Genomic DNA, 18799 nt, shown 5'->3' with positions numbered 1-18799 from the left:
GGCCGCGTCTGACAGATAGCGTCGTCCGCCCGCAGGGCGGGGTGCGCGGCGTCCGGTGCGTGCAATCGCAAGGCGGTGGGGGTGCCCCCGCCGAAGGCTGGGGGAGATCATCCTCGTACTGGACGTACTTGGATGACTCCGACAACGCAGCGAGTGCGGGTGCCGGGCGTCGCGCGTCAGGCGGGATTTGTCAGACACGGCCTAGGTCCGTGCGGCGTCGGGACGGTCGTCGCGGGCCGTCGCGGCCAGGTCGGGGAAGTCGGTGACGACGGCGTCGACGCCGAGGGCGAAGTGCCGCTCGTACTCGGCGAAGGCGTCGCCGAACGCGTTCGGGTCGGTGCCGCGGCGCAGGTCCGCGGGCAGGTACTGGTTCTCCGCGCGGAACGTGTACGCGCCGACCCGGAGCCCCGCGGCGTGCGCGTCGGCGACCAGCGTCGAGGGCGGGACGACGGACGACTTGTCCGGGCCGATCCACCGTGCGTACGAGGCGATCTCGCGCAGCCCCGCCGGCGTCATCATCTGCTTGTACGTGACCGGATGGCCGTACGGACCGCCGGTCGTCCCGAGCGCCTGCCACAGCGGTACGCCGAGCCGTTCGGCGGCGATCCGGTGCAGACTGTCCGGCTCGAAGGACTGCACCACGCACTCGTGGCCGCGCAGCCGGGCGCGGCGGACGGCGCGGGCGAGCAGGGGCTCCAGGGGGAGGCCGATGGAGCGGAAGTAGGTGGGGTGCTTGGTCTCGGGGAAGACGGCGACGGTGCGGCGGTGGCGCCGGGACAGGTCCCTGGCCAGCTCCACGACCTCCTCGAACGTCATGATCTGTTCGCGACCGTCGAAGACGGTGTTGCGGTTGCGGACGGCAGGGAGGCGCTCGACGGCGCGCAGTGTCCTGAGCTCCGCGAGCGTGAAGTCCTCGGTGAACCAGCCGGTGACGGCGCGGCCGTCGATGGTCTTCGTGGTCCGGCGGTCCGCGAACTCCGGGTGCGCGGCGATGTCCGTCGTCCCCGATATCTCGTTCTCGTGCCGCACCACCAGCCGCTGGTCCCCGGTGACCACCAGATCCGGCTCGATCCAGTCGGCCCCGGCCCGCACCGCGTACGTGTACGACGCGGCCGTGTGCTCCGGCCGCCATCCCGCGGCACCCCGGTGCCCGATGACCACGGGGCCTCGCGGTGTCCTCCCCACGGCCTCCGCCGTCCCGGCGGCACCTGCCGCGGCCGCGGCGGCGGCACCCGCCGCGACGAGTATCGAACGACGCCCAGGCATCACGGACATACGACTCTCCCTCATTCCTGTGGACGTTCCCCTTCCGCCTCCGGAGGCTAGGCCCGCTCCCGTGCCCGGGGCCGCGGCTTCACCACCTGTACGCCTGCCGTGCACCACGCGGTGCGGCGTGGCGGCGGAAAGGGCTCGGCCCCGAACCCGGGGAAGCATCCGCTCCGTTCCGCGACGCACCGGACCCCCGGGCCGAGGCGGCCCGGGGGTCCGGTGTGCTGTGCCGTATCGCCGGCGCGCGTGCGGGGCGGCGGCGTGCCGCGTCCAGGGGAGGCCGGCGGCTACGCCTTCACATCGGCGGAGTCGGTGGAGTCGGTGGAGTCGGTGGAGTCGGCGGCATCGGCCGGTTCGGCCTCGTTCGCCTTGGGCGCCGCCGTCGAGGCCAGCACCTGACGGACGACACCGATGACGGCCAGCGCCACCGTCAGCCCACCCGTGAAGTACAGCTGCAGACGGGTGTCCTCCTCGCGGGCCATCAGGACGAAGATCGCGGCCATGCCCGCAAGCGCCACCCAGGTGAGGTACGGGTAGGCCCACATCCGCACGACCAGCGTCTCCGGCGCCTCGCGATCGGTCCGGCGGCGCAGCAGCAGCTGCGAGACGGCGATGAAGATCCAGACGACCAGGATGATCGCGCCGATCATGTTGAGCAGCCAGATGAAGACGTCGTTCGGCCGCCAGTAGCTGAGCAGTACGCAGGCGAAGCCGAAGACGCAGGACGTCAGCACCGCCACGCGCGGTACGCCGCCCGAGATCTTCCCGAGCACCTTCGGGCCCTGGCCGCGGGTGACCAGCGAACCGGCCATACGGGAGGCGCCGTAGATGTTGGCGTTCATCGCGGAGAGCAGGGCGACCAGCACGACCACGTTCATGATCTGGCCGGCGGCCGGAATGCCGAGGTGGTCGAGCGTGGCGACGTACGGGCCCTTCTCGACGACGGTCTTGTCGTCCCACGGGACCAGCGTGACGATGACCGCCATGGAGCCGATGTAGAAGATCGCGATGCGCCACATCGCGGTACGGACGGCCTTGGCCACACCCTGCACCGGGTGCTCGGACTCGGCCGCGGCGATGGTGACCGTCTCCAGGCCGCCGTACGCGAAGACGGACGCGAGCAGTCCGACGACCAGCCCCTCGGTGCCGTTGGGCATGAAGCCGCCGTCACCCGTGAGGTTCGCGGTGCCGGGGGCGTCGCTGCCGGGCAGCACTCCCACGATCGCGAGCACACCGAGACCGAGGAAGAGGACGATCGCGCCCACCTTCAGCGCGGCGAACCAGAACTCGAACTCGCCGAAGTTCTTCACGGCCGCGAGGTTGGTGACGCAGAAGACCAGCATGAACAGCGCGACCCAGGCCCATTCGGGCGTGCCCGGCAGCCAGCCGGTGACGATCTTCGCGGCGCCGATGCCCTCGAGGCCGACCGCCACACAGAGCAGGAACCAGAAAGCCCAGCCCGCCGTGAAGCCCGCCCAGGGGCCGATCGCCCGCTCGGCGTGCACCGAGAAGGAGCCGGAGGCCGGGTTCGCCGCCGACATCTCGCCGAGCATGCGCATCACGAGCATGACGAGCAGGCCGGAGATCGCGTAGGCGATGACGATCGACGGTCCGGCGGCGGCGATACCGGCGCCGGAGCCGACGAAGAGGCCTGCGCCGATCACACCGCCGAGGGCGATCATCGACAGATGGCGCTGCTTGAGGCCGTGCGCGAGCGCCGAGTCGACTTTGGTGTCGACCGGCGCGGGCGCCGAGGTCCGAGACATGGGCGTGCCCTGTTCATGAGCGGGAAAGGGGAGTGGCCCACAGTCTGCGGGTCGTACCGCTCACGGAGCACGCGGGACCGCTATACGGACAAGATGCTCACACACTGTGAAGGGTCAGGCACGGCTCGCCCGCAGGTCGCGCAACTCCCGCAACCACGCCACCAGCAGCACCGCCGCCGTCGCCGCGGCCGACCACAGCACCTGCGGGCGCGCGCCGTCGTCACCCAGCATCAGCACCAGCACCGCCGCGATCCCGGCCAGCGCCACCCAGGTCAGCCACGGGAAGCACCACATCTTCAGGGTCAGCTTCTCCGGCGCCTCGCGTTCGATCCGCCGGCGCAGCCGCAGCTGTGACACGGCGACCAGGCCCCAGACGAACAGCAGCACCGCGCCGACCGCGTTGAGCATGTAGAGGAAGACGGTGTCCGGCCACTTCAGGTTGAGCAGTACGGAGACGAAGCCGAAGGCGACCGACGCGAACACCGCCCGGCGCGGCACCCCGCCCTCGGAGACCTTCAGCAGACCCGCGGGCGCCTCGCCGCGCTCGGCGAGCGAGAACACCATCCGGGACGAGCCGTAGAGGTTGGCGTTGAGGGCGGACAGCAGCGCCACGAACACCACGATGTTCATGATCTGCGCGGCCCCGGGCACCCCGATCGCGTCGAGGACGGCGACGTACGGGCTTTGGCCCGGCTTCATCGCGGTCCACGGCAGCACGGTCACGATGACCAGCATCGAGCCGACGTAGAAGAGGAGGATGCGCCACACGGCGCTGCGCACGGCTCGCCCGACCGCGCGGGCCGGGTCCTTCGACTCGGCGGCCGCGATCGTGACGACCTCCAGGCCGCCGAAGGCGAAGACCACGGCGAGGACTCCGGAGACGACGCCCGCCCAGCCGCTCGGCAGGAATCCGCCCTGGCCGGTCAGATTGCTCAGCCCGACCGGGTCCGTGTCGGGAAGCACACCGAGGATCGCCAGCGTGCCCAGCAGCAGGAAGAGGACGATCGCGCCGACCTTCAGCGCGGCGAACCAGAACTCGAACTCGCCGAAGTTCTTCACCGCGGCGAGGTTGGCGACCGTGAAGACCACCATGAAGACCAGCACCCAGGTCCACTGCGGAACGCCCGGAACCCAGCCGTGGGCGATCGTCGCCGCGCCCGTCGCCTCCACGGCGAGCACGACCACCAGCAGGAACCAGTACAGCCAGCCGACGCTGAAGCCGGCCCAGCGGCCCAGCGCCCGCTCGGCGTGCACGGAGAAGGCGCCGGACGCGGGCATCGCCGCCGACATCTCGCCGAGCATGCGCATCACGAGCATCGCCAGCGCGCCGGCGAGCAGATACGAGATCACGATGCCGGGGCCCGCGAGCGCGATCCCGGCGCCCGAGCCGACGAACAGCCCCGCACCGATCACCCCGCCGAGGCCGAGCATGGTCAGGTGCCGCTGCTTCAGCCCGTGCGACAGAGGTTCTGCCTCGGTGGCCGGCAGGCTGGGCGGTGCATCGTGCATGGTGCTGGGGGCTCTCGGGGGACTGTGGGGATTTATGGGGAACCTACAGTCTCCCCGAGCATCGTTCCGATCGCCAAAACGGGCTCCCTCGTCCCGTCACCTCAGTGACGAGCATCACTCGGCATCGGTGCGTGCCGGAACCGCTTTGTGTGAACTCCACCAAGCCGCGGACCGGGCCTTTGTCATCGGCTGACGGTGATCGGTCGTTCACTCCTGGGCTAACGTCGCCATGTCCACACTGACTTCAGGAGACCCGATGAGCACCGCTGCCGCCCCCGTCCGATCGGGTGGGCTTCCCCATGCCGAAGGCCGGGGGACCCTCGCCGACCTGCTGCCCGCCTCCCGCACGAAGGACATCGCCCTCGTCGTCGGCGGCGCGGTGCTCACGGGCATCGCGGCACAGATCTCGGTCCCGGTCCCGGGCTCCCCGGTCCCGGTCACCGGCCAGACCTTCGCCGCGCTGCTCGTCGGCACCGCGCTCGGCACCCGCCGGGGCTTCCTCTCCCTCGCGCTGTACGCGCTCGCCGGGATGGCGGGCATGCCGTGGTTCGCCGAGGGCACCTCCGGCTACGCCATGCCGTCCTTCGGCTACATCCTCGGCATGCTGCTCGCCGCCACCGTGGTCGGCGCCCTTGCCCGCCGCGGCGCCGACCGCTCCGTCCTGCGCACCGCGGGCTCGATGGTCCTCGGCTCCGCGATCATCTACGCGGTCGGCGTGCCGTATCTGGCCCTCGCCACCGGAATGACGCTCGCCCAGGCCGTGTCGGCGGGTCTCGTCCCGTTCCTGATCGGTGACGCGCTCAAGGCCGCGCTGGCGATGGGCGCGCTGCCCACCGCCTGGAAGCTCATCGGCCGCCGCGGCTGAGGCCGTAAGCGCACGAAAGAGGCTCGCCCGGGTCGAATCACCGACCCGGGCGAGCCTCTTTCGTGTCTACCGGCAGGGCCTGACGCAAGCCGTCAGGCGCTGCGCCGGGTTCAATCCGTTCAGACCCTGGCGTCCTCGATCTGCTGCGCCGGCTCGGCGTCCACGGCCTGCTTCGGCCGCACCCGGTCGAGCACGAAGCCGATGATCAGCACGACGGCCGCGACGGCCACCGACCAGAGCACGACCTCACGGTTCGCGTCGTCGAAGAGCATGTAGACCAGCACGAAGGTGATCATCGCGGCGGTCGCCCAGGTCAGGTACGGGAAGAGCCACATCTTCACCGTCAGCTTCTCCGGCGCCTCGCGCAGCAGGATCTTGCGCATGCGCAGCTGGGTGAAGCAGATGACCAGCCACACGAACAGCGCCACGGCACCCGAGGAGTTCAGCAGGAAGGAGAAGACCGAGTCCTTGTACGCGTAGTTGGCGTACACGGCGCCGAAGCCGAAGACGACGGAGCCCAGGATCGCGGCGGTCGGCACACCCTTGGCGCTGACCTTGGCGAAGGCCTTCGGCGCGTCACCGCGCTGGCCCAGCGAGAAGGCCATGCGCGAGGCGGTGTAGAGGCCGGAGTTCAGGCAGGACAGGACCGCCGTCAGCACGATGACGTTCATGATCTGGCCGGCGTACGGGATGCCGATCGAGTCCAGGGCCGCGACGTACGAGCCCTTCTCGATGATCGACTTGTCGTTCCACGGCAGCAGCGTCAGGACCACGAAGATCGAGCCCAGGTAGAAGACGGCGATGCGCCAGATCACGCTGTTGGTGGCCTTGGTGACCGCGCGGCGCGGGTCCTCGGACTCACCGGCCGCCAGCGTGACGATCTCGCTGCCCATGAAGGAGAAGACGACCATCAGCACACCGGTGAGGATGGCGCCCGCGCCGTTGGGAAGGAAGCCGCCCGAGTCGGTCAGGTGCGCGAAGCCCGCGCCCGGGTTGTCGGAGCCCGGCAGCACGCCGAACACGGCCAGCAGACCGATGATCACGAAGCCGCCGATGGCGACGACCTTGATGCCCGCGAACCAGAACTCGAACTCGCCGTACGACGAGACCGAGACCAGGTTGGTCGCGGTCAGCACGACCATCACGATCAGTGCCCAGCCCCACTGCGGCACGGCCGGGATCCAGCTCTCGAGGATCACCGCGCCCGCGGTCGCCTCGACCGCCAGCACGACGACCCAGAAGAACCAGTAGAGCCAGCCGATGGAGAAGCCCGCCCAGCGGCCGAGCGCGCGGTCGGCGTACGCCGAGAAGGAGCCAGAGTTCGGGCTCGCGGCGGCCATCTCGCCGAGCATCCGCATCACGAACACGACCAGCGCGCCGACGAGCAGGTACGACACCAGGATGGCGGGGCCGGCCGCGGCGATGCCGCCGGAGGAACCGACGAACAGTCCTGCGCCGATCACACCACCGATGGCGATCATGGACAGATGGCGATTCTTCAGGCCGGCCTTGAGACCGTCCGAAGGCTGCGAATTCCCGGGTTCTCCGGGCGTTACGCCTGCCTTCGTAAGGGTCGGCTGCGAGCTCATGGACGATTCCTTACGTGTGCGAGTCGCTCGGGTGACGAGCCTCCGCATTCAAACCGGTGACCCGTCGGTATGGAAGAGCTCACTCCGTTTCGTGAGGTGTGCCACTTCGCCCCATCGCGCTCCGGACCCTGCGCGGCTCCTCCGACAGGGCCCTCGGTACGACCCCGCTGACGCCTGCCCCGCTCCTCGCGTGCCACACTCGGATCATGCGCGTGTACCTCGGCTCCGACCATGCCGGCTTCGAACTCAAGAACCACCTCGTCGAGTGGCTCACGGCTCACGGCCACGAGCCCGTCGACTGCGGTCCCCACATCTACGACGCCCAGGACGACTACCCGCCGTTCTGCCTGCGTGCCGCCGAGCGGACGGCCGCCGACCCGGACGCCCTCGGCATCGTGATCGGCGGCTCCGGCAACGGCGAGCAGATCGCCGCGAACAAGGTCAAGGGCGTCCGTGCCGCGCTGGCGTGGAGCGTGCAGACCGCCACCCTCGGCCGTGAGCACAACGACGCCAACGTCGTCGCCGTCGGCGCCCGGATGCACACCACCGACGAGGCGACCACCTTCGTCGAGGTCTTCCTCAAGACCCCGTACTCGGGTGAGGAGCGTCACACCCGCCGTATCGAGATGCTCTCGACGTACGAGACCACCGGCGAGCTGCCCCCGGTCCCGGCCCACCACCCGCAGGAGCCGACCGCCTGATGCCCGAAGGGCACACGATCCACCGACTGGCCGCCGACTACCGGGAACGGTTCGGCGGCCGGTCCGTGCGGGTGACCAGCCCGCAGGGCAAGTTCGCCGACTCCGCCGCGCTGCTCGACGGCACGGTGCTGGAGCGCACCGACGCGCACGGCAAGCACCTCTTCCTCGGCTTCGGCGGCCAGGAGTGGATCCACATCCACCTGGGCCTCTTCGGCAAGGTGAACTTCGGCGGCGCGCCCCTGCCGCCGCCCACCGACACGGTGCGGCTGCGGCTCGCGAACCCCGAGTCCTACGTCGACCTGCGCGGCCCCACCACCTGTGCGCTGCTCACGGACGGCGAGAAGCAGGCGATACACGACCGCCTCGGGCCCGACCCGCTCCGCCCGTCCGACGGCCCGGACCGGGCCTGGGCCAGGATCTCCCGCTCCCGTACGACCGTGGCGGCCCTGCTCATGGACCAGAAGATCATCGCGGGCGTCGGCAACGTCTACCGCGCGGAAGTCCTCTTCCGGCACGGCATCGATCCGTACCGGGCGGGGAAGGACCTCACCCGGCGCGAGTGGCACGCCGTCTGGGCGGACCTGGTCGCGCTCATGCGCGAAGGCGTACGCCACAACCGCATCGACACCGTCCGCCCCGAGCACACCCCCGAGGCCATGGGCCGCCCGCCCCGCGTCGACGACCACGGCGGCGAGGTCTACGTCTACCGCAGGGCGCACCAGCCCTGCCACATCTGTGGCGGCGAGATCCGCACCGCCGATCTCGCCGCCCGCAATCTCTTCTGGTGCCCGGCCTGCCAACGGGCCTAGCCGGCACCGCTGTTCCGGCGGCGCGGCTGTTCCGTCGGCGCAGTTCTTCCGCCGGCGCCGCTGTTCCGCTTCGGGCGCGCCGCCGGGGCCGTTCTAGAACCCGTGCGGCAGCCACGGCGCGACGTCGGAGCCGAACGCCACCGACGCCTCCGCCAGCGCGCCGCCCCGCAGTTCCCGTACGCGTCCCGCCGCCGCCAGCGACGACAGCGTCACCCCGCCCAGATAGGCCGCCCCCAACTCCCTTGCGGACAGCGCCAGGTCCGCCGCGGCCGTCGTCCGCTCGCACGACGCGCCCTTGGCGTCGCCCATGAGCCGCCAGCGCCCCTCGTTCCAGGGGCAGAACGCGTCCTCGACCTCGAACACGACCTCCACAGGCGCCTGGTACGTCCGCGCCGCGAGCGCCGCGGCCAGGTCCACCAGCCGTACGTGCAGAGAGTCCCGCACCCGGACACCGCAGCGCCGGACGTCCGTGACGAGCCCCAGCAGCGGATCGTCCACCGGCCGGTTCCGGGCCTGGACCCGCGACGTCAGGTCGATGTCGAAGAGGAAGCGCCACAGCGCCGCGTACGCCGCCGGGTCCAGCGCGTCGATCTGCCGCAGCGTGATCGAGCCGCCCGGGCCGAACGCGTCCCACTCCGGCTTGTTGTGGAACCGCACATAGCCCACGACCTCACCGTCCCGCTCGGCGAGCACGCACTGCATCGGCGAGGCGCCCTCCCGCTCGGACGCCGGATCGAGCAGCGGCAGCCGCTCCCAGCCCGGCTTCCGCGCGAACATCCCGGGCCGTGAACCGATCGTGCGCAGATACACCGCCTCGCACGCCTCGGCCGACTCCTCGACCGGCGCGAACCGCAGCCGCACGTCGTCCGTCCCCGGCGGCGCGGCGATCCGCGCCCGGGTCGTGTCGATGTCCAGAGTCAGCTGATGTGTCGCGATGCCGTAGCCGAACCGGCCGTAGATGTCCGGCTCGGACGCCGTCAGCACCGCGAGCGGCTCGCCCCACGCGCGGACGTCGTCCAGCTGGCGCCGCATCATCGACGTAAGCACCCCGCGCCGCCGGTGCGTGGCCGCCACACTCACCATCGTCACGCCGGCCGCGGGCACGAACGCCCCGCCCGGCACCGACACATGGAAACCGAACGCCCCGGCCGTACCGACGCACTCGTCGCCGTCCCACGCGCCCATCGAGCGATCGCACTCGGTCAGCGCGCTCCACAGCTCGCGCTCCTCACGGCTCTCCGGGACACCGCCGAAGGCGAGCTCCAGTTTCCCGTACCACCGGTCCCACTGCTCGCGCTGGAGCATCCGCAGTTCAGTCGCAGTCGCCATGAGCCATGAGTACCAGCGCGGAGCGTCCCGTCGCGACCCGATTTCGAACGCAATGTCATGGGGTCCCCCTGCACGCCGCCCGAGCGGGTGGATAGGGTCGCCGACGATGGCACGTGGCGCAGCAGACTCGTACACGGCCCGGTGGCGCAAATCGATGCACCGGGCCCGCACCGCGCTGCGCAAATCCGGTGTCGACTACTTCCGTGGCGACGGCTCCGACTGGATCGCGCTGGTCGGGCTGCTGCTGACCGTGCCGGCGATCGCCTGCGGCACGATCCTGATGCCGGTCTGGTGCGCGCCAGCCGCCCTCGTCCTGCCGATCGTCGCCGGCGGACTGCTGCTGCGGCCCGCCAGCCTGCTGGGGCTGTACGCGGCCGCGGCCGGAGCCCTGATCGTCGAGGCGTTGATGCTGGGCCCGTACATGGAGGGCCCGGCGCGGGTCACACCCGGAACCGTGCTGGTCGTGGCCGCCTGCGGATTCTTCGGGCTGCTCATCGCCCAGTTCCGGGCCCGGGTCGGCGTGCCCTGGCGACGCGGCGGCACCATGCTCTTCGACCTCCGTGAACGCATCCGGGTGCAGAGCGCCCTGCCCAGGCTGCCCAAGGGCTGGCACCGCGAGATGGCGCTGCGCCCGGCCGGCGGCCAGTCCTTCTCCGGTGACTTCGTCGTCGCCGCCCGCACCAACGGCGGCCGCACCCTCGAAGTCGTCCTCACCGATGTCTCGGGCAAGGGCATGGACGCCGGCTCCCGCGCCCTGCTGCTGTCCGGAGCCTTCGGCGGCCTGCTCGGCTCCCTCCCGCCGCACGGCTTTCTGCCCGCGGCCAACGGCTATCTCCTGCGCCAGGACTGGGACGAGGGCTTCGCCACCTCCATCCATCTCGTCCTCGACCTGGACTCCGGCGACTACGAGCTGCTCTCCGCGGGCCATCTGCCCGCCCTGCAGCTCCACTCCGGCACCGGCCGCTGGGAGGAGAAGTCCGCCGAGGGCCCGCTCCTCGGCGTCTACGACGGTGCCCAGTTCGACCCCATCAAGGGCACCTTGTGCCCCGGCGACGTGCTGATGCTGTTCACCGACGGACTCGTCGAGGCGAACGACCGTGAGATCGCCGAGGGCATGGACCGGCTGACCGGTGAGGCCGACCGCTATGTGGCGACGGGATTCGAGGGTGCCGCCTGGCATCTCATAGAAGCCGTGGCGAAGGACGTCAACGACGACCGCGCCCTGCTGCTCGTCCGCCGGGAGCCCTGAGTTCCCGAACGCCCCCTGACCTCCCGAACGCCTGTGACCGCTCCGCGAGCGGTCCGGCGCCCGTAGAGTCGGACGCATGCCCCACCTCACGCTCGCCCAGGTCGAAGCGATCGCCCGCGAGGCCCACGCGCACCAGACGGACAAGGCGGGACGGCCCTACGCCGAGCACATCCAGGCCGTGGCCGAGGGCGTACGGGCCAGGGGCGGCACCGACGAACAGATCGCCGCGGCCTGGCTGCACGACGCGGTCGAGGACGACGTACTGTCGCGGGAGTGGCTGGAGGCCGCCGAACTCCCGCAGTCCGTCAAGGACATGGTCGACGCGATGACGAAGCGTCCGGGGGAGGAGGCAGCTGCGTATGCCCGGCGCATCCTCGCCACCCCCGGCGCCCTCCTCGTCAAGGAGTCCGACCTCGCGCACAACGCGGACCCGGCCCGCCTCGCCGTGCTCGACGGGCCGACCCGGGCCCGCCTCAGCGAGAAGTACGCGACGATGCGCCGGCTGCTCGGCCTGACAGCTCGGTGACGTCCCGCCGGAACGCCCACGACAGCTCCGGCTCCGTCGCGAACCGCAGCGCACGGCGCACCGGCGGTGTGCAGAGCAGGGTCACGGCCGCGGCGGCCGCCAGCGTCACCACGATCTCCCCGGCGGGCTCGGCCAGCCAGGGGTGCTGCGCCACCAGTCCGAGATAGTCGAGGGACTTCACCAGGAAGCCGTGCAGCAGATAGCCGCAGATGGTGCCCGCGCCCAGCACGGTGAACCAGGTCCTGCGGCGCGGCACCCAGGCGAGGAAGGCCGCGGTGAGCACCAGCCCGCAGACGAACAGCCCGAGCGTCATGAGGGGCCCCGTCCACCAGGGCGCCTCCAGTTCCACGGCGCTGCTGGAGTGGTAGAACCAGCCCATCCGGACGTCCGGCGCCGCCCAGTACGTGAACACCGCCGCGCCCGCGAACACCGGCAGCGCCAGCAGCCGCACCTCGCGGCGCCGCAGCATCTGGAAGTGCTCCGGCTTCATCGACAGACCGAGCACGAAGAACGGCAGGAACTGCAGGATCCGCTGGAGGTCGAGGCTCTGGCCCATCCCCGGGGTGAGCGTTCCGATCGCCGCGAGGGCCAGGGCGATCGCCAGCGGCCACTTGACCGAGCGCCACAGCGGCGTCGACAGCCGCCACACGAACAGCGCGATCAGGAACCAGGTCAGATAGAGCGGATCGTTCATGCTGAACGGGTAGTCCGGGTCGTCGTCGGCCCAGCGCTTGAAGAGCGTGTACGCCACCTCGAAGACGACGTACGGCACCACGACCCCGCTCACCAGCCGCTTCAGCTGGTCGGGCCGGGCCGTGAAGCTCCGCGAGAAGTAGCCGGAGATGATGATGAACGCCGGCATGTGGAAGGTGTAGACGAACATGTACGCCGCCCTGGTGGCGCGGCTGCCGTCCATCAGCGGCTCCCACGCGTGGGCCACCGCCACCAGCACGATCGCCAGGTACTTGGCGTTGTCGAAGTAGGCGTCGCGTCTCTTGGCCGGTTCGGCCGCGGCCCCAGGCGCGGTCGTGGCCTTCGCGGCGGTCGCTGACGCGGCCGTCACGCTCGTCGCGGTTGTCGCGATCGTGTCGCGGACGGGCTCCGGCTCGCGGGAAGCCTCGGGGAGCCGGTCCCTCTGCAATCCATTCGGCGCGTGGAACATTCGAGGCACCCTAACCGCGTTCAATCGAATACGTAAAACCCGCTCGCAGAAGTCGTGCATTCGCCACCGACACGACCACCAAACGCCCAATATGCCCCAATTAATCCCCCTTAAACGGGGCGAATCGCCGAGCCGCAATGCAAGGGTGAATTTGCTCACCGAATATTGCCTGAATTTCCTGTGACCGGGGTGTGTGTATTTCGCACCGGCGGGTAGCAGTAAACGGTGCTACGGCGCCGCCCCACGGGTCGGCGCCCGGTGGATGTGGCCCGATCCATCCGTCGACGGTGCGTCAGGTGGCCGTCGTCGCACGGAGGTTGGTGGCACCATGGTGGGACCGGGGGAGTGCTGGGCCGCACGACTCCCGGGCGGGCAAGGCGGACCGACCGAGGGTGTGATCAGTTGTGGCCATTTCGCTGTCTGTGGTGCTGCTGTTGGCGATCATCCTCGTGGTGATGATCCGTAGCGGCTCGATCAAGACCGGACCCGCGATAGTCGCGGCCCTGTTCGGTTTCTTCCTCGCCTCGACCGGCATGGCGCCGTCGATCAACAACTTCCTCAACTCGCTGGCCGACTCGATCAACGCGATCAGATTCTGACCGCCCGCGAGCGGGGTGGCGCGTGTGCCAAGCTCCGGAGGCATGGGGTGGAGTTTCAAGCTGCATGGGGGGATCGCGGCCGGGCTGAGTACCGTGCTGCTGTTGCTCGCCGGGCTCACGTGGCTGCCAGGGACCTTGCCGCTGACGGGCTCGAAATGGCCGGTGGCGATCATCGCGGCGCTCCTGTTCCCGACCTTCATGGCTGCCCTGGTGCGCATCATCCGGAGCGGAGCGGATCGTCACACGGTGTGGCTGGCGTTCCGGTGTCCGCCCGCCAAGGTGCAGGCAGGGCTTGGGGCGCTGGCCATCGCGGGCGTCGTGCTGACGCTCCCCTCCGATGAGGGGAACTTGCAGGCGCCGGAGATGAAGGGTGACCGATACTTCGCCTTCGACACAGCGCCTTACGCGCGCGGCGCGATCGAGGTGTCGCGGAGCCAGTACGTGGCAGTGCTCGAGAGCGATCAGCGCAGCATGCTCGCGATCCCCGGCACGCTCTTCGCCGGGGCTGCGTATGTCGTCCTTGCCGCTGGAGAGTTGCGTCGGGCGGATGGCGGGTTTCAGGCCTCGTGACAGGAGTGACGGAACGGTCTGGCCGAGACGCGACAGTGCGGTCGGATGGTCCAGGTTTCAGAAAGACCGGAAACGCATCAGGGCCAGGCAGAGGAACTGACCTCTGACCTGGCCCTGAGCCATCAAGAGCGGGCGACGGGAATCGAACCCGCGTAGCTAGTTTGGAAGACCACGTATGCGGACGCCTGCTGAGCTGCGAGGCCGCTGACCTGGAGGGTAGCGGCGAAGCCGCCGTGGTTCCCCGTTGTTCCCCGCTCATCTCCGACCGATCGGGCACGGATGGGGCACGTGGCTGGGATGATCGCCTCATGGAGCCTTGGGCGGATTGGTACGTGTTGGGGGTCGTACTGGCCAGTCGTGGCACGGCGCCGCCGTGGTTGGTTCTGCCTTTGTGTGCCGTCCTCGTGTTGCTGGGCCTCGCCCTGGTGGTGAACTTCCGGGGGATCCCCGAGCGGATACACGAGCGCCAGTGGGGCCGACAGCAGGGCTTCCTTGCCTCCTACGACTTTCAGCGATTCCTCGGCGGCTGGTTCGTCCTCGGTGGTGGTTGGGGGCTGGTGGCGACCACTTGGGGACTGGCGACAGGCTGAGGTCGGTGGAGCGGCTTTGGGCGGGAGCTGCCATGGGGCGAGAGGTCGGGGGCCCGTAAGCTTCCGCGACTCGGGCAGTCTCTGGACCTGCCCGCAATAGCCCGATGTGGGCCCCCGATCTTCGAGGCTCGCCCCATGGTGGCTGCCTAAAGCCGCGGAGCCGACCGCCCCAGCCACAGCGGGCTACCGTCCACCGCATCAGGTGTGCTCGCTCTAGCCGCGCGGCCGGCGGAGCCGGGGCCCGGAGCGGGGCGGAGACAGGAGCGTCGGGGCCCGGCGCTGGAGCCGGGGCCGCGCGCGGCGAGCGGAGCGAGCCGCCTTGATCGAGGTAGAGAAACCTGTAACAGGCCTAGCTGGCGCGACTCAGCGCGGTCAGGTGATCCAGATACTCCCGGCCCGTCGCCTCGTTGGCGAAGTCACGGTTCACGATGGCCGCCAGTTCGCGGCTGACCATGAGCAGGGACGGCAGCGACTGCCGGTCGCCCTTCAGCGCCCACTCGCCGTAGTTCACGGCCTGGTCCAAGTCGCCCTGCTTGGCTGCGACCACTCCGAGCGTGATCCGTGCCTCCGCCATGCGCATCGGTGATCGCTCGGACCCATCGAAGTCGGTGCCCGCCCGGATCACCTCGTGGGCAAGGTTCTCGGCGAAGCGGTCCTCTCCGAGCAGCCGGTAGCAGTCCATCGCGTAGAAGTCGAACTTCGCCGGGTCCACCACAAAGTGGTGATCCAGGTTCTCGGGGTACGGCATCCCTTCGAGGAGCTTGCGCCCTCGGTCCAACGCCACCTCGGTCTGTCGCCGGTCACCCAGCCTCGCCCAACCCTTCGCCTCCTGGGCGGCGAGCTGCACGGCCACGCCATGCGAGGGAGCTGACTCCGTCCCGGCCTGGGACGCCGCGAGGATTCCGCGGTAGTCACCGGTCGTCAGTGCGAACCACGCGCGCATCTCATGGGCCCAACCGGAGATCTCCGGGTTACCGGACTCACGAGCTAAAGACAGGGCTGCCTTCCGGGTGCTCTCGGCTGCGGCCCGGTCGCCCATGTCGTACTCGACGCATCCGATCAGGAGTGCCAGCCAGCCTGACAGGGTGAGTACTTCCCGGTGCTGCGCGAGGGTGAGCCGCTGGGCCTGGAGCCCCGCAACGCGCTTGAGCCACTGCCTGCCCTCGGCGGCGAGCTGCCCGCTCGGCAGATACGGGTACTCGGAGCACAGCCGGTCGGTGGTGATCCGGAGGGCGTCAAGCGTGGCGTTGTCGACGTCGGATGCTTGAAGCCTGCTGATGATGTCCAGCGTCTCCATGCCGCTGGCGGCGACGATCTCGGCGTTCCCGTCCCGCTGCCCGGCTACCGGGAAGATCGCATGCGTGACGGTCCCGAACGTGGCCGCGATGATCGGTTGGTAGAAGTCGCTCGGCATGACCTCGCCGGACTCCCACCGCTTCCACTGGCGGACCATGCTGGAGCCCTCGGGCAGCGGCTTCGGAGCGTGGGCGCGCAGGGCGGCAACCACTTCGGCTTGTGACCACTGCCGGGCTTCTCGCTCTGAGGCGATCCGTCGCGCCCATGCCGGCCGTTCGTCGCTCATGTGCTGCCCTCCCGTCGGGGTGCTTGCCTTCGAGTCTGGCACTCAAGGAGCTGGTGACACGGGGGGTGACAGGGGGTTGGCACCAAGGCTGTCCCCCAGTGACACCAGGCCTGTCCCTAGTTACCCGGTCGCACCGCCCGCATGGTGGATCACTGTCAGGCACTGCTCGGGGACTGGGCGCGCTTCTCCAACTCGGCCACTCGGGCGGCAAGTTGCTGAATCTCGGAGTGGATAGCGTTGATCTCGTCTCGGTTAACAGGCTCGCTGGCATCTTGCCCGGCCTCGTTCGTGCCCGTCGGGGACTGTACGAAGTACCCCCGCGTCGGCACCGAGACGATCACGCCTTCATCGGCAAGCACCTTGAGCGCGCTTCCCACGGTCACGGTGGTGACCTTGAACCGCTCCGCCAACTCCCGCAGTGAAGCGAGCCGGTATCCCGCTGGGAGCGCTGCGATCTCACCGCGCAAGGCGTCGGCGATCTGGACCTTCTTCGGCCTGGGGTCGTGGGCTTCAACCGTCATGCGGCGAGCGTACCGACTAGCGCGACATAGCACAGCCTATGCCGCGCCACCTCTTGTGCTCTACCTTGCTCTATAGCAAGCTATGTCATGTGGCTGTCACCGGCCGCAAAACCCGGAGGGCGACGCATCTACCGCCAAGCAGTCCGCCGCCCTCCTTCGTCCCACGAAGGGAACTTCCATCATGCCTGCGACGCTCACCGCTGCGCACGCTGCGGCCCCTCTCGTCCCGGTGTCTGTCTCCGTCCGGGATCTGTCGAACTGCGAACGGGCGGTCGCGCTCTACGCCTCGGACATGCCGACCGGCTACCGCCAGAGGGGTCGTGACTACTCCCAGCTCTGTGCGTGGATCGTGCAGGGTGCGGCTCGGCTCCGTCTCGGTGAGCTGTACCGCTCGGCCGCGTATGCCTACGGCTACCGGCTGCTGTGCCTCGCTGATCTGACCACTGCTGATCAGCAGCGGGCGCATGCGCTCCGCTTCCCGGACGGTGGCCGCTTCGAGAAGGCGGAGCGCATGGCTGGCTTGGTCACGTGCTTCGCGGGCCTGGGGATGTCGGGCGCTGCGATGGAGCGGGGCGATCGTCCGGGGGTGGAGGGGAACTGCCGGTGCTACGGATCGGGCTGGATCCGCGACCGTGACGACGCCGACGACCCGACCACCGAGTACGCGATGAACTGCCCCGGCCACAACCCGCACGCCCTCGGGTCCGCCTACCCGGCGAAGTGGGTGATCGCGTGACGCACACCGTTCCGTCCTCGGCGGCCGTGGCTGACACCGCGGCTGCCGTGGGCGTTGCCCCGATGGTCCTGGTCGACATGCTGCGGGTGGCCAACTCGCCCCGCTTCGAGCGCTGGAAGGAACAGATCCGACGCACGGGCGGCTGTGCCCAGCCGATCCACCTGTCCGGCCACTCCCGCACAGTGGATACGCGCACAGGGGAGTTCTTCGAGTACTCCACGAGCGGCGAGCCGGGTGGACGGCTGCGGATAGCCTGCGGCAACCGCCGCGCCTCGCGCTGCCCGTCCTGCGCCTGGACCTACGCCGGGGACACCTACCACCTGATCATGTCCGGGCTCGTCGGCGGCAAGGGCATCCCCGACACCGTGGCCGAACAGCCCCGCGTGTTCACCACCCTCACCGCCCCCTCATTCGGCCCGGTCCACAACCGCCCCGACTCCGGCCGCTGCCGCTGCGGCGTCCAGCACCAGGACGACGATCCCGCCCTCGGTACGGCGATCAACCCCGAGCGCTACGACTACGCCGGGGCCGTGCTGTGGAACAACCACGCCGGGCAGCTGTGGCAACGCTTCACCATCTACCTGCGCCGGGAAGTCGCTGCCCGCGCCGGACTCACGCAGGCTGCCTGCAAGGAAGTGGCCAGGGTCTCGTTCGGCAAGGTCGCCGAGTTCCAAAAGCGCGGCGCGGTCCACTTCCATGCGGTCATTCGCATCGACGGACCAGACGGGCCCGACACCCCAGCCCCGGCCTGGGCCACCGTCGAACTCCTCGACGACGCGATCCAGGCCGCCGCCGCACGCGCCACGGTCCCCGTCCGGGCCGCCGGCCGATTCCCCGCCCGGACCCTGCGCTGGGGAACACAGATCGACGTCCAGCCCATCGGGTCTCTCGAAGGCCGGGCCGATGTCAGTGAACGGGCCGTGGGCTCCTACGTCGCCAAGTACGCCACCAAGGCAGCAGAGACCACTGGCACCCTCGACCGCCGTATCGGGGAGCTCCGGGAACTCGACCTTCACCCGGGCCTGCCCGATCACACCCGGCGCCTGATCGAAGCCTGCTGGGGCCTGGATGCGGACTATCCAGATCGGCTGCTGGCGCACTGGTCCCACATGCTCGGCTTCCGCGGCCACTTCTCCACCAAGACGCCCCGCTACTCCACAACCCTCGGAGCCCTCCGAGGAGCACGAGCCGACTGGCGCGCCCAACAGGAACGCCGTGAGAAGGGCCTGCCTGGCCTCGACCAGGACGACGAGGACACAGAGGACACCACCCTCGTGATCGCGCACTGGGAGTACGCCGGACAAGGACACACCCCCGGCGAATCCTGGCTCGCCGAGACCATCGCCCAAGAGATCAAACAGAACCGCCAACTGGCACGCGAGTCCCGCGCTGAACTCGAAGCTTTCGACACCACGGGGGAGTGGTGA

The 18799-nt window shown here is 69.8% G+C and carries 18 protein-coding genes; 10 read left to right on the top strand and 8 right to left on the bottom strand.

What is annotated here, in order from left to right; all coding sequences use genetic code 11:
* Nucleotides 1-201 precede the first annotated feature (201 nt).
* The 3 genes from OG766_RS11835 to OG766_RS11825 all read right to left on the bottom strand — a co-directional run bounded on the left by OG766_RS11835 (nt 202) and on the right by OG766_RS11825 (nt 4544).
* Nucleotides 202-1275 carry a glycerophosphodiester phosphodiesterase family protein gene (locus tag OG766_RS11835; RefSeq protein WP_328725255.1) on the bottom strand — a complete coding sequence of 358 codons (1074 nt, stop codon included), beginning with the start codon at nt 1273-1275 and terminating at the stop codon, nt 202-204.
* Between the two features lie 281 nt (nt 1276-1556).
* The gene (locus OG766_RS11830) at nt 1557-3035 is read right to left on the bottom strand and encodes an amino acid permease (RefSeq protein WP_328725253.1); all 1479 of its coding nucleotides are present in this window, start codon (nt 3033-3035) and stop codon (nt 1557-1559) included.
* A gap of 114 nt (nt 3036-3149) precedes the next feature.
* Nucleotides 3150-4544 (bottom strand): amino acid permease, encoded by a 1395-nt coding sequence (locus OG766_RS11825; RefSeq protein WP_266374203.1) that lies wholly within the window; start codon nt 4542-4544, stop codon nt 3150-3152.
* A 256-nt stretch (nt 4545-4800) separates the two neighbouring features.
* Between OG766_RS11825 and OG766_RS11820 the strand changes: the two genes are divergently transcribed.
* A complete protein-coding gene (locus OG766_RS11820) occupies nt 4801-5409 on the top strand; it encodes a biotin transporter BioY (protein ID WP_328725252.1) in 609 nt (202 codons plus the stop codon).
* Nucleotides 5410-5528: 119 nt separating this feature from the next.
* On the opposite strand, the gene OG766_RS11815 is transcribed toward OG766_RS11820, so the two are convergent.
* Entirely contained in the window at nt 5529-6998 is a 1470-nt protein-coding gene (locus OG766_RS11815; protein ID WP_266374205.1) for an amino acid permease, read from the bottom strand.
* A gap of 206 nt (nt 6999-7204) precedes the next feature.
* Between OG766_RS11815 and OG766_RS11810 the strand changes: the two genes are divergently transcribed.
* Both OG766_RS11810 and OG766_RS11805 read left to right on the top strand, forming a co-directional pair.
* Entirely contained in the window at nt 7205-7699 is a 495-nt protein-coding gene (locus OG766_RS11810) for a ribose-5-phosphate isomerase (RefSeq protein WP_266374206.1), read from the top strand.
* Complete coding sequence (locus OG766_RS11805) at nt 7699-8508, top strand: Fpg/Nei family DNA glycosylase (protein ID WP_266374207.1); 810 nt, start codon at nt 7699-7701, stop codon at nt 8506-8508. Before OG766_RS11810 ends, OG766_RS11805 begins: the two co-directional genes overlap by 1 nt.
* Before the next feature lie 93 nt (nt 8509-8601).
* On the opposite strand, the gene OG766_RS11800 is transcribed toward OG766_RS11805, so the two are convergent.
* Nucleotides 8602-9837: a GNAT family N-acetyltransferase gene (locus tag OG766_RS11800; RefSeq protein ID WP_266374208.1), complete on the bottom strand. Its 1236-nt coding sequence runs from the start codon at nt 9835-9837 to the stop codon at nt 8602-8604.
* 106 nt (nt 9838-9943) lie between these two features.
* Between OG766_RS11800 and OG766_RS11795 the strand changes: the two genes are divergently transcribed.
* Nucleotides 9944-11086 carry a PP2C family protein-serine/threonine phosphatase gene (locus OG766_RS11795; protein WP_266374209.1) on the top strand — a complete coding sequence of 381 codons (1143 nt, stop codon included), beginning with the start codon at nt 9944-9946 and terminating at the stop codon, nt 11084-11086.
* Nucleotides 11087-11162: 76 nt separating this feature from the next.
* Complete coding sequence (locus OG766_RS11790) at nt 11163-11612, top strand: HD domain-containing protein (RefSeq protein WP_328725251.1); 450 nt, start codon at nt 11163-11165, stop codon at nt 11610-11612.
* Here the strand turns inward: OG766_RS11790 and OG766_RS11785 are convergent.
* Complete coding sequence (locus tag OG766_RS11785; protein WP_328725250.1) at nt 11560-12774, bottom strand: acyltransferase family protein; 1215 nt, start codon at nt 12772-12774, stop codon at nt 11560-11562. The two genes, OG766_RS11790 and OG766_RS11785, sit on opposite strands and share 53 nt — an antisense overlap.
* 404 nt (nt 12775-13178) lie before the next feature.
* On the opposite strand from OG766_RS11785, the gene OG766_RS11780 reads away from it, so the two are divergent.
* The 3 genes from OG766_RS11780 (at nt 13179) to OG766_RS11770 (ending at nt 14533) form a co-directional block, all read left to right on the top strand.
* Entirely contained in the window at nt 13179-13373 is a 195-nt protein-coding gene (locus tag OG766_RS11780) for a hypothetical protein (RefSeq protein ID WP_266374212.1), read from the top strand.
* Between the two features lie 42 nt (nt 13374-13415).
* The gene (locus tag OG766_RS11775) at nt 13416-13943 is read left to right on the top strand and encodes a hypothetical protein (RefSeq protein WP_328725248.1); all 528 of its coding nucleotides are present in this window, start codon (nt 13416-13418) and stop codon (nt 13941-13943) included.
* Between the two features lie 308 nt (nt 13944-14251).
* The gene (locus OG766_RS11770; protein WP_328725247.1) at nt 14252-14533 is read left to right on the top strand and encodes a hypothetical protein; all 282 of its coding nucleotides are present in this window, start codon (nt 14252-14254) and stop codon (nt 14531-14533) included.
* Between the two features lie 349 nt (nt 14534-14882).
* Here OG766_RS11770 and OG766_RS11765 read toward each other — a convergent pair whose 3' ends face one another.
* Nucleotides 14883-16115, bottom strand: coding sequence for an XRE family transcriptional regulator (locus OG766_RS11765; protein ID WP_328725246.1), 1233 nt, complete (start codon nt 16113-16115; stop codon nt 14883-14885).
* A gap of 155 nt (nt 16116-16270) precedes the next feature.
* On the bottom strand, nt 16271-16636 hold the full coding sequence (locus OG766_RS11760; protein WP_328725245.1) for a GntR family transcriptional regulator: 366 nt from the start codon (nt 16634-16636) through the stop codon (nt 16271-16273).
* Nucleotides 16637-16817: 181 nt separating this feature from the next.
* Here OG766_RS11760 and OG766_RS11755 point away from each other — a divergent pair, with 181 nt between their 5' ends.
* The gene (locus OG766_RS11755) at nt 16818-17372 is read left to right on the top strand and encodes a hypothetical protein (protein WP_328725244.1); all 555 of its coding nucleotides are present in this window, start codon (nt 16818-16820) and stop codon (nt 17370-17372) included.
* 26 nt (nt 17373-17398) lie between these two features.
* Nucleotides 17399-18799: a replication initiator protein RepSA gene (repSA, locus tag OG766_RS11750; protein ID WP_328727469.1), complete on the top strand. Its 1401-nt coding sequence runs from the start codon at nt 17399-17401 to the stop codon at nt 18797-18799.

This window comes from Streptomyces sp. NBC_00259 (assembly GCF_036181745.1).
Classification (GTDB): Bacteria; Actinomycetota; Actinomycetes; order Streptomycetales; family Streptomycetaceae; genus Streptomyces; species Streptomyces pratisoli.
The sequence above is the reverse complement of the archived record's forward strand: the minus strand, read 5'-3'. Positions and strand labels throughout refer to the sequence as shown.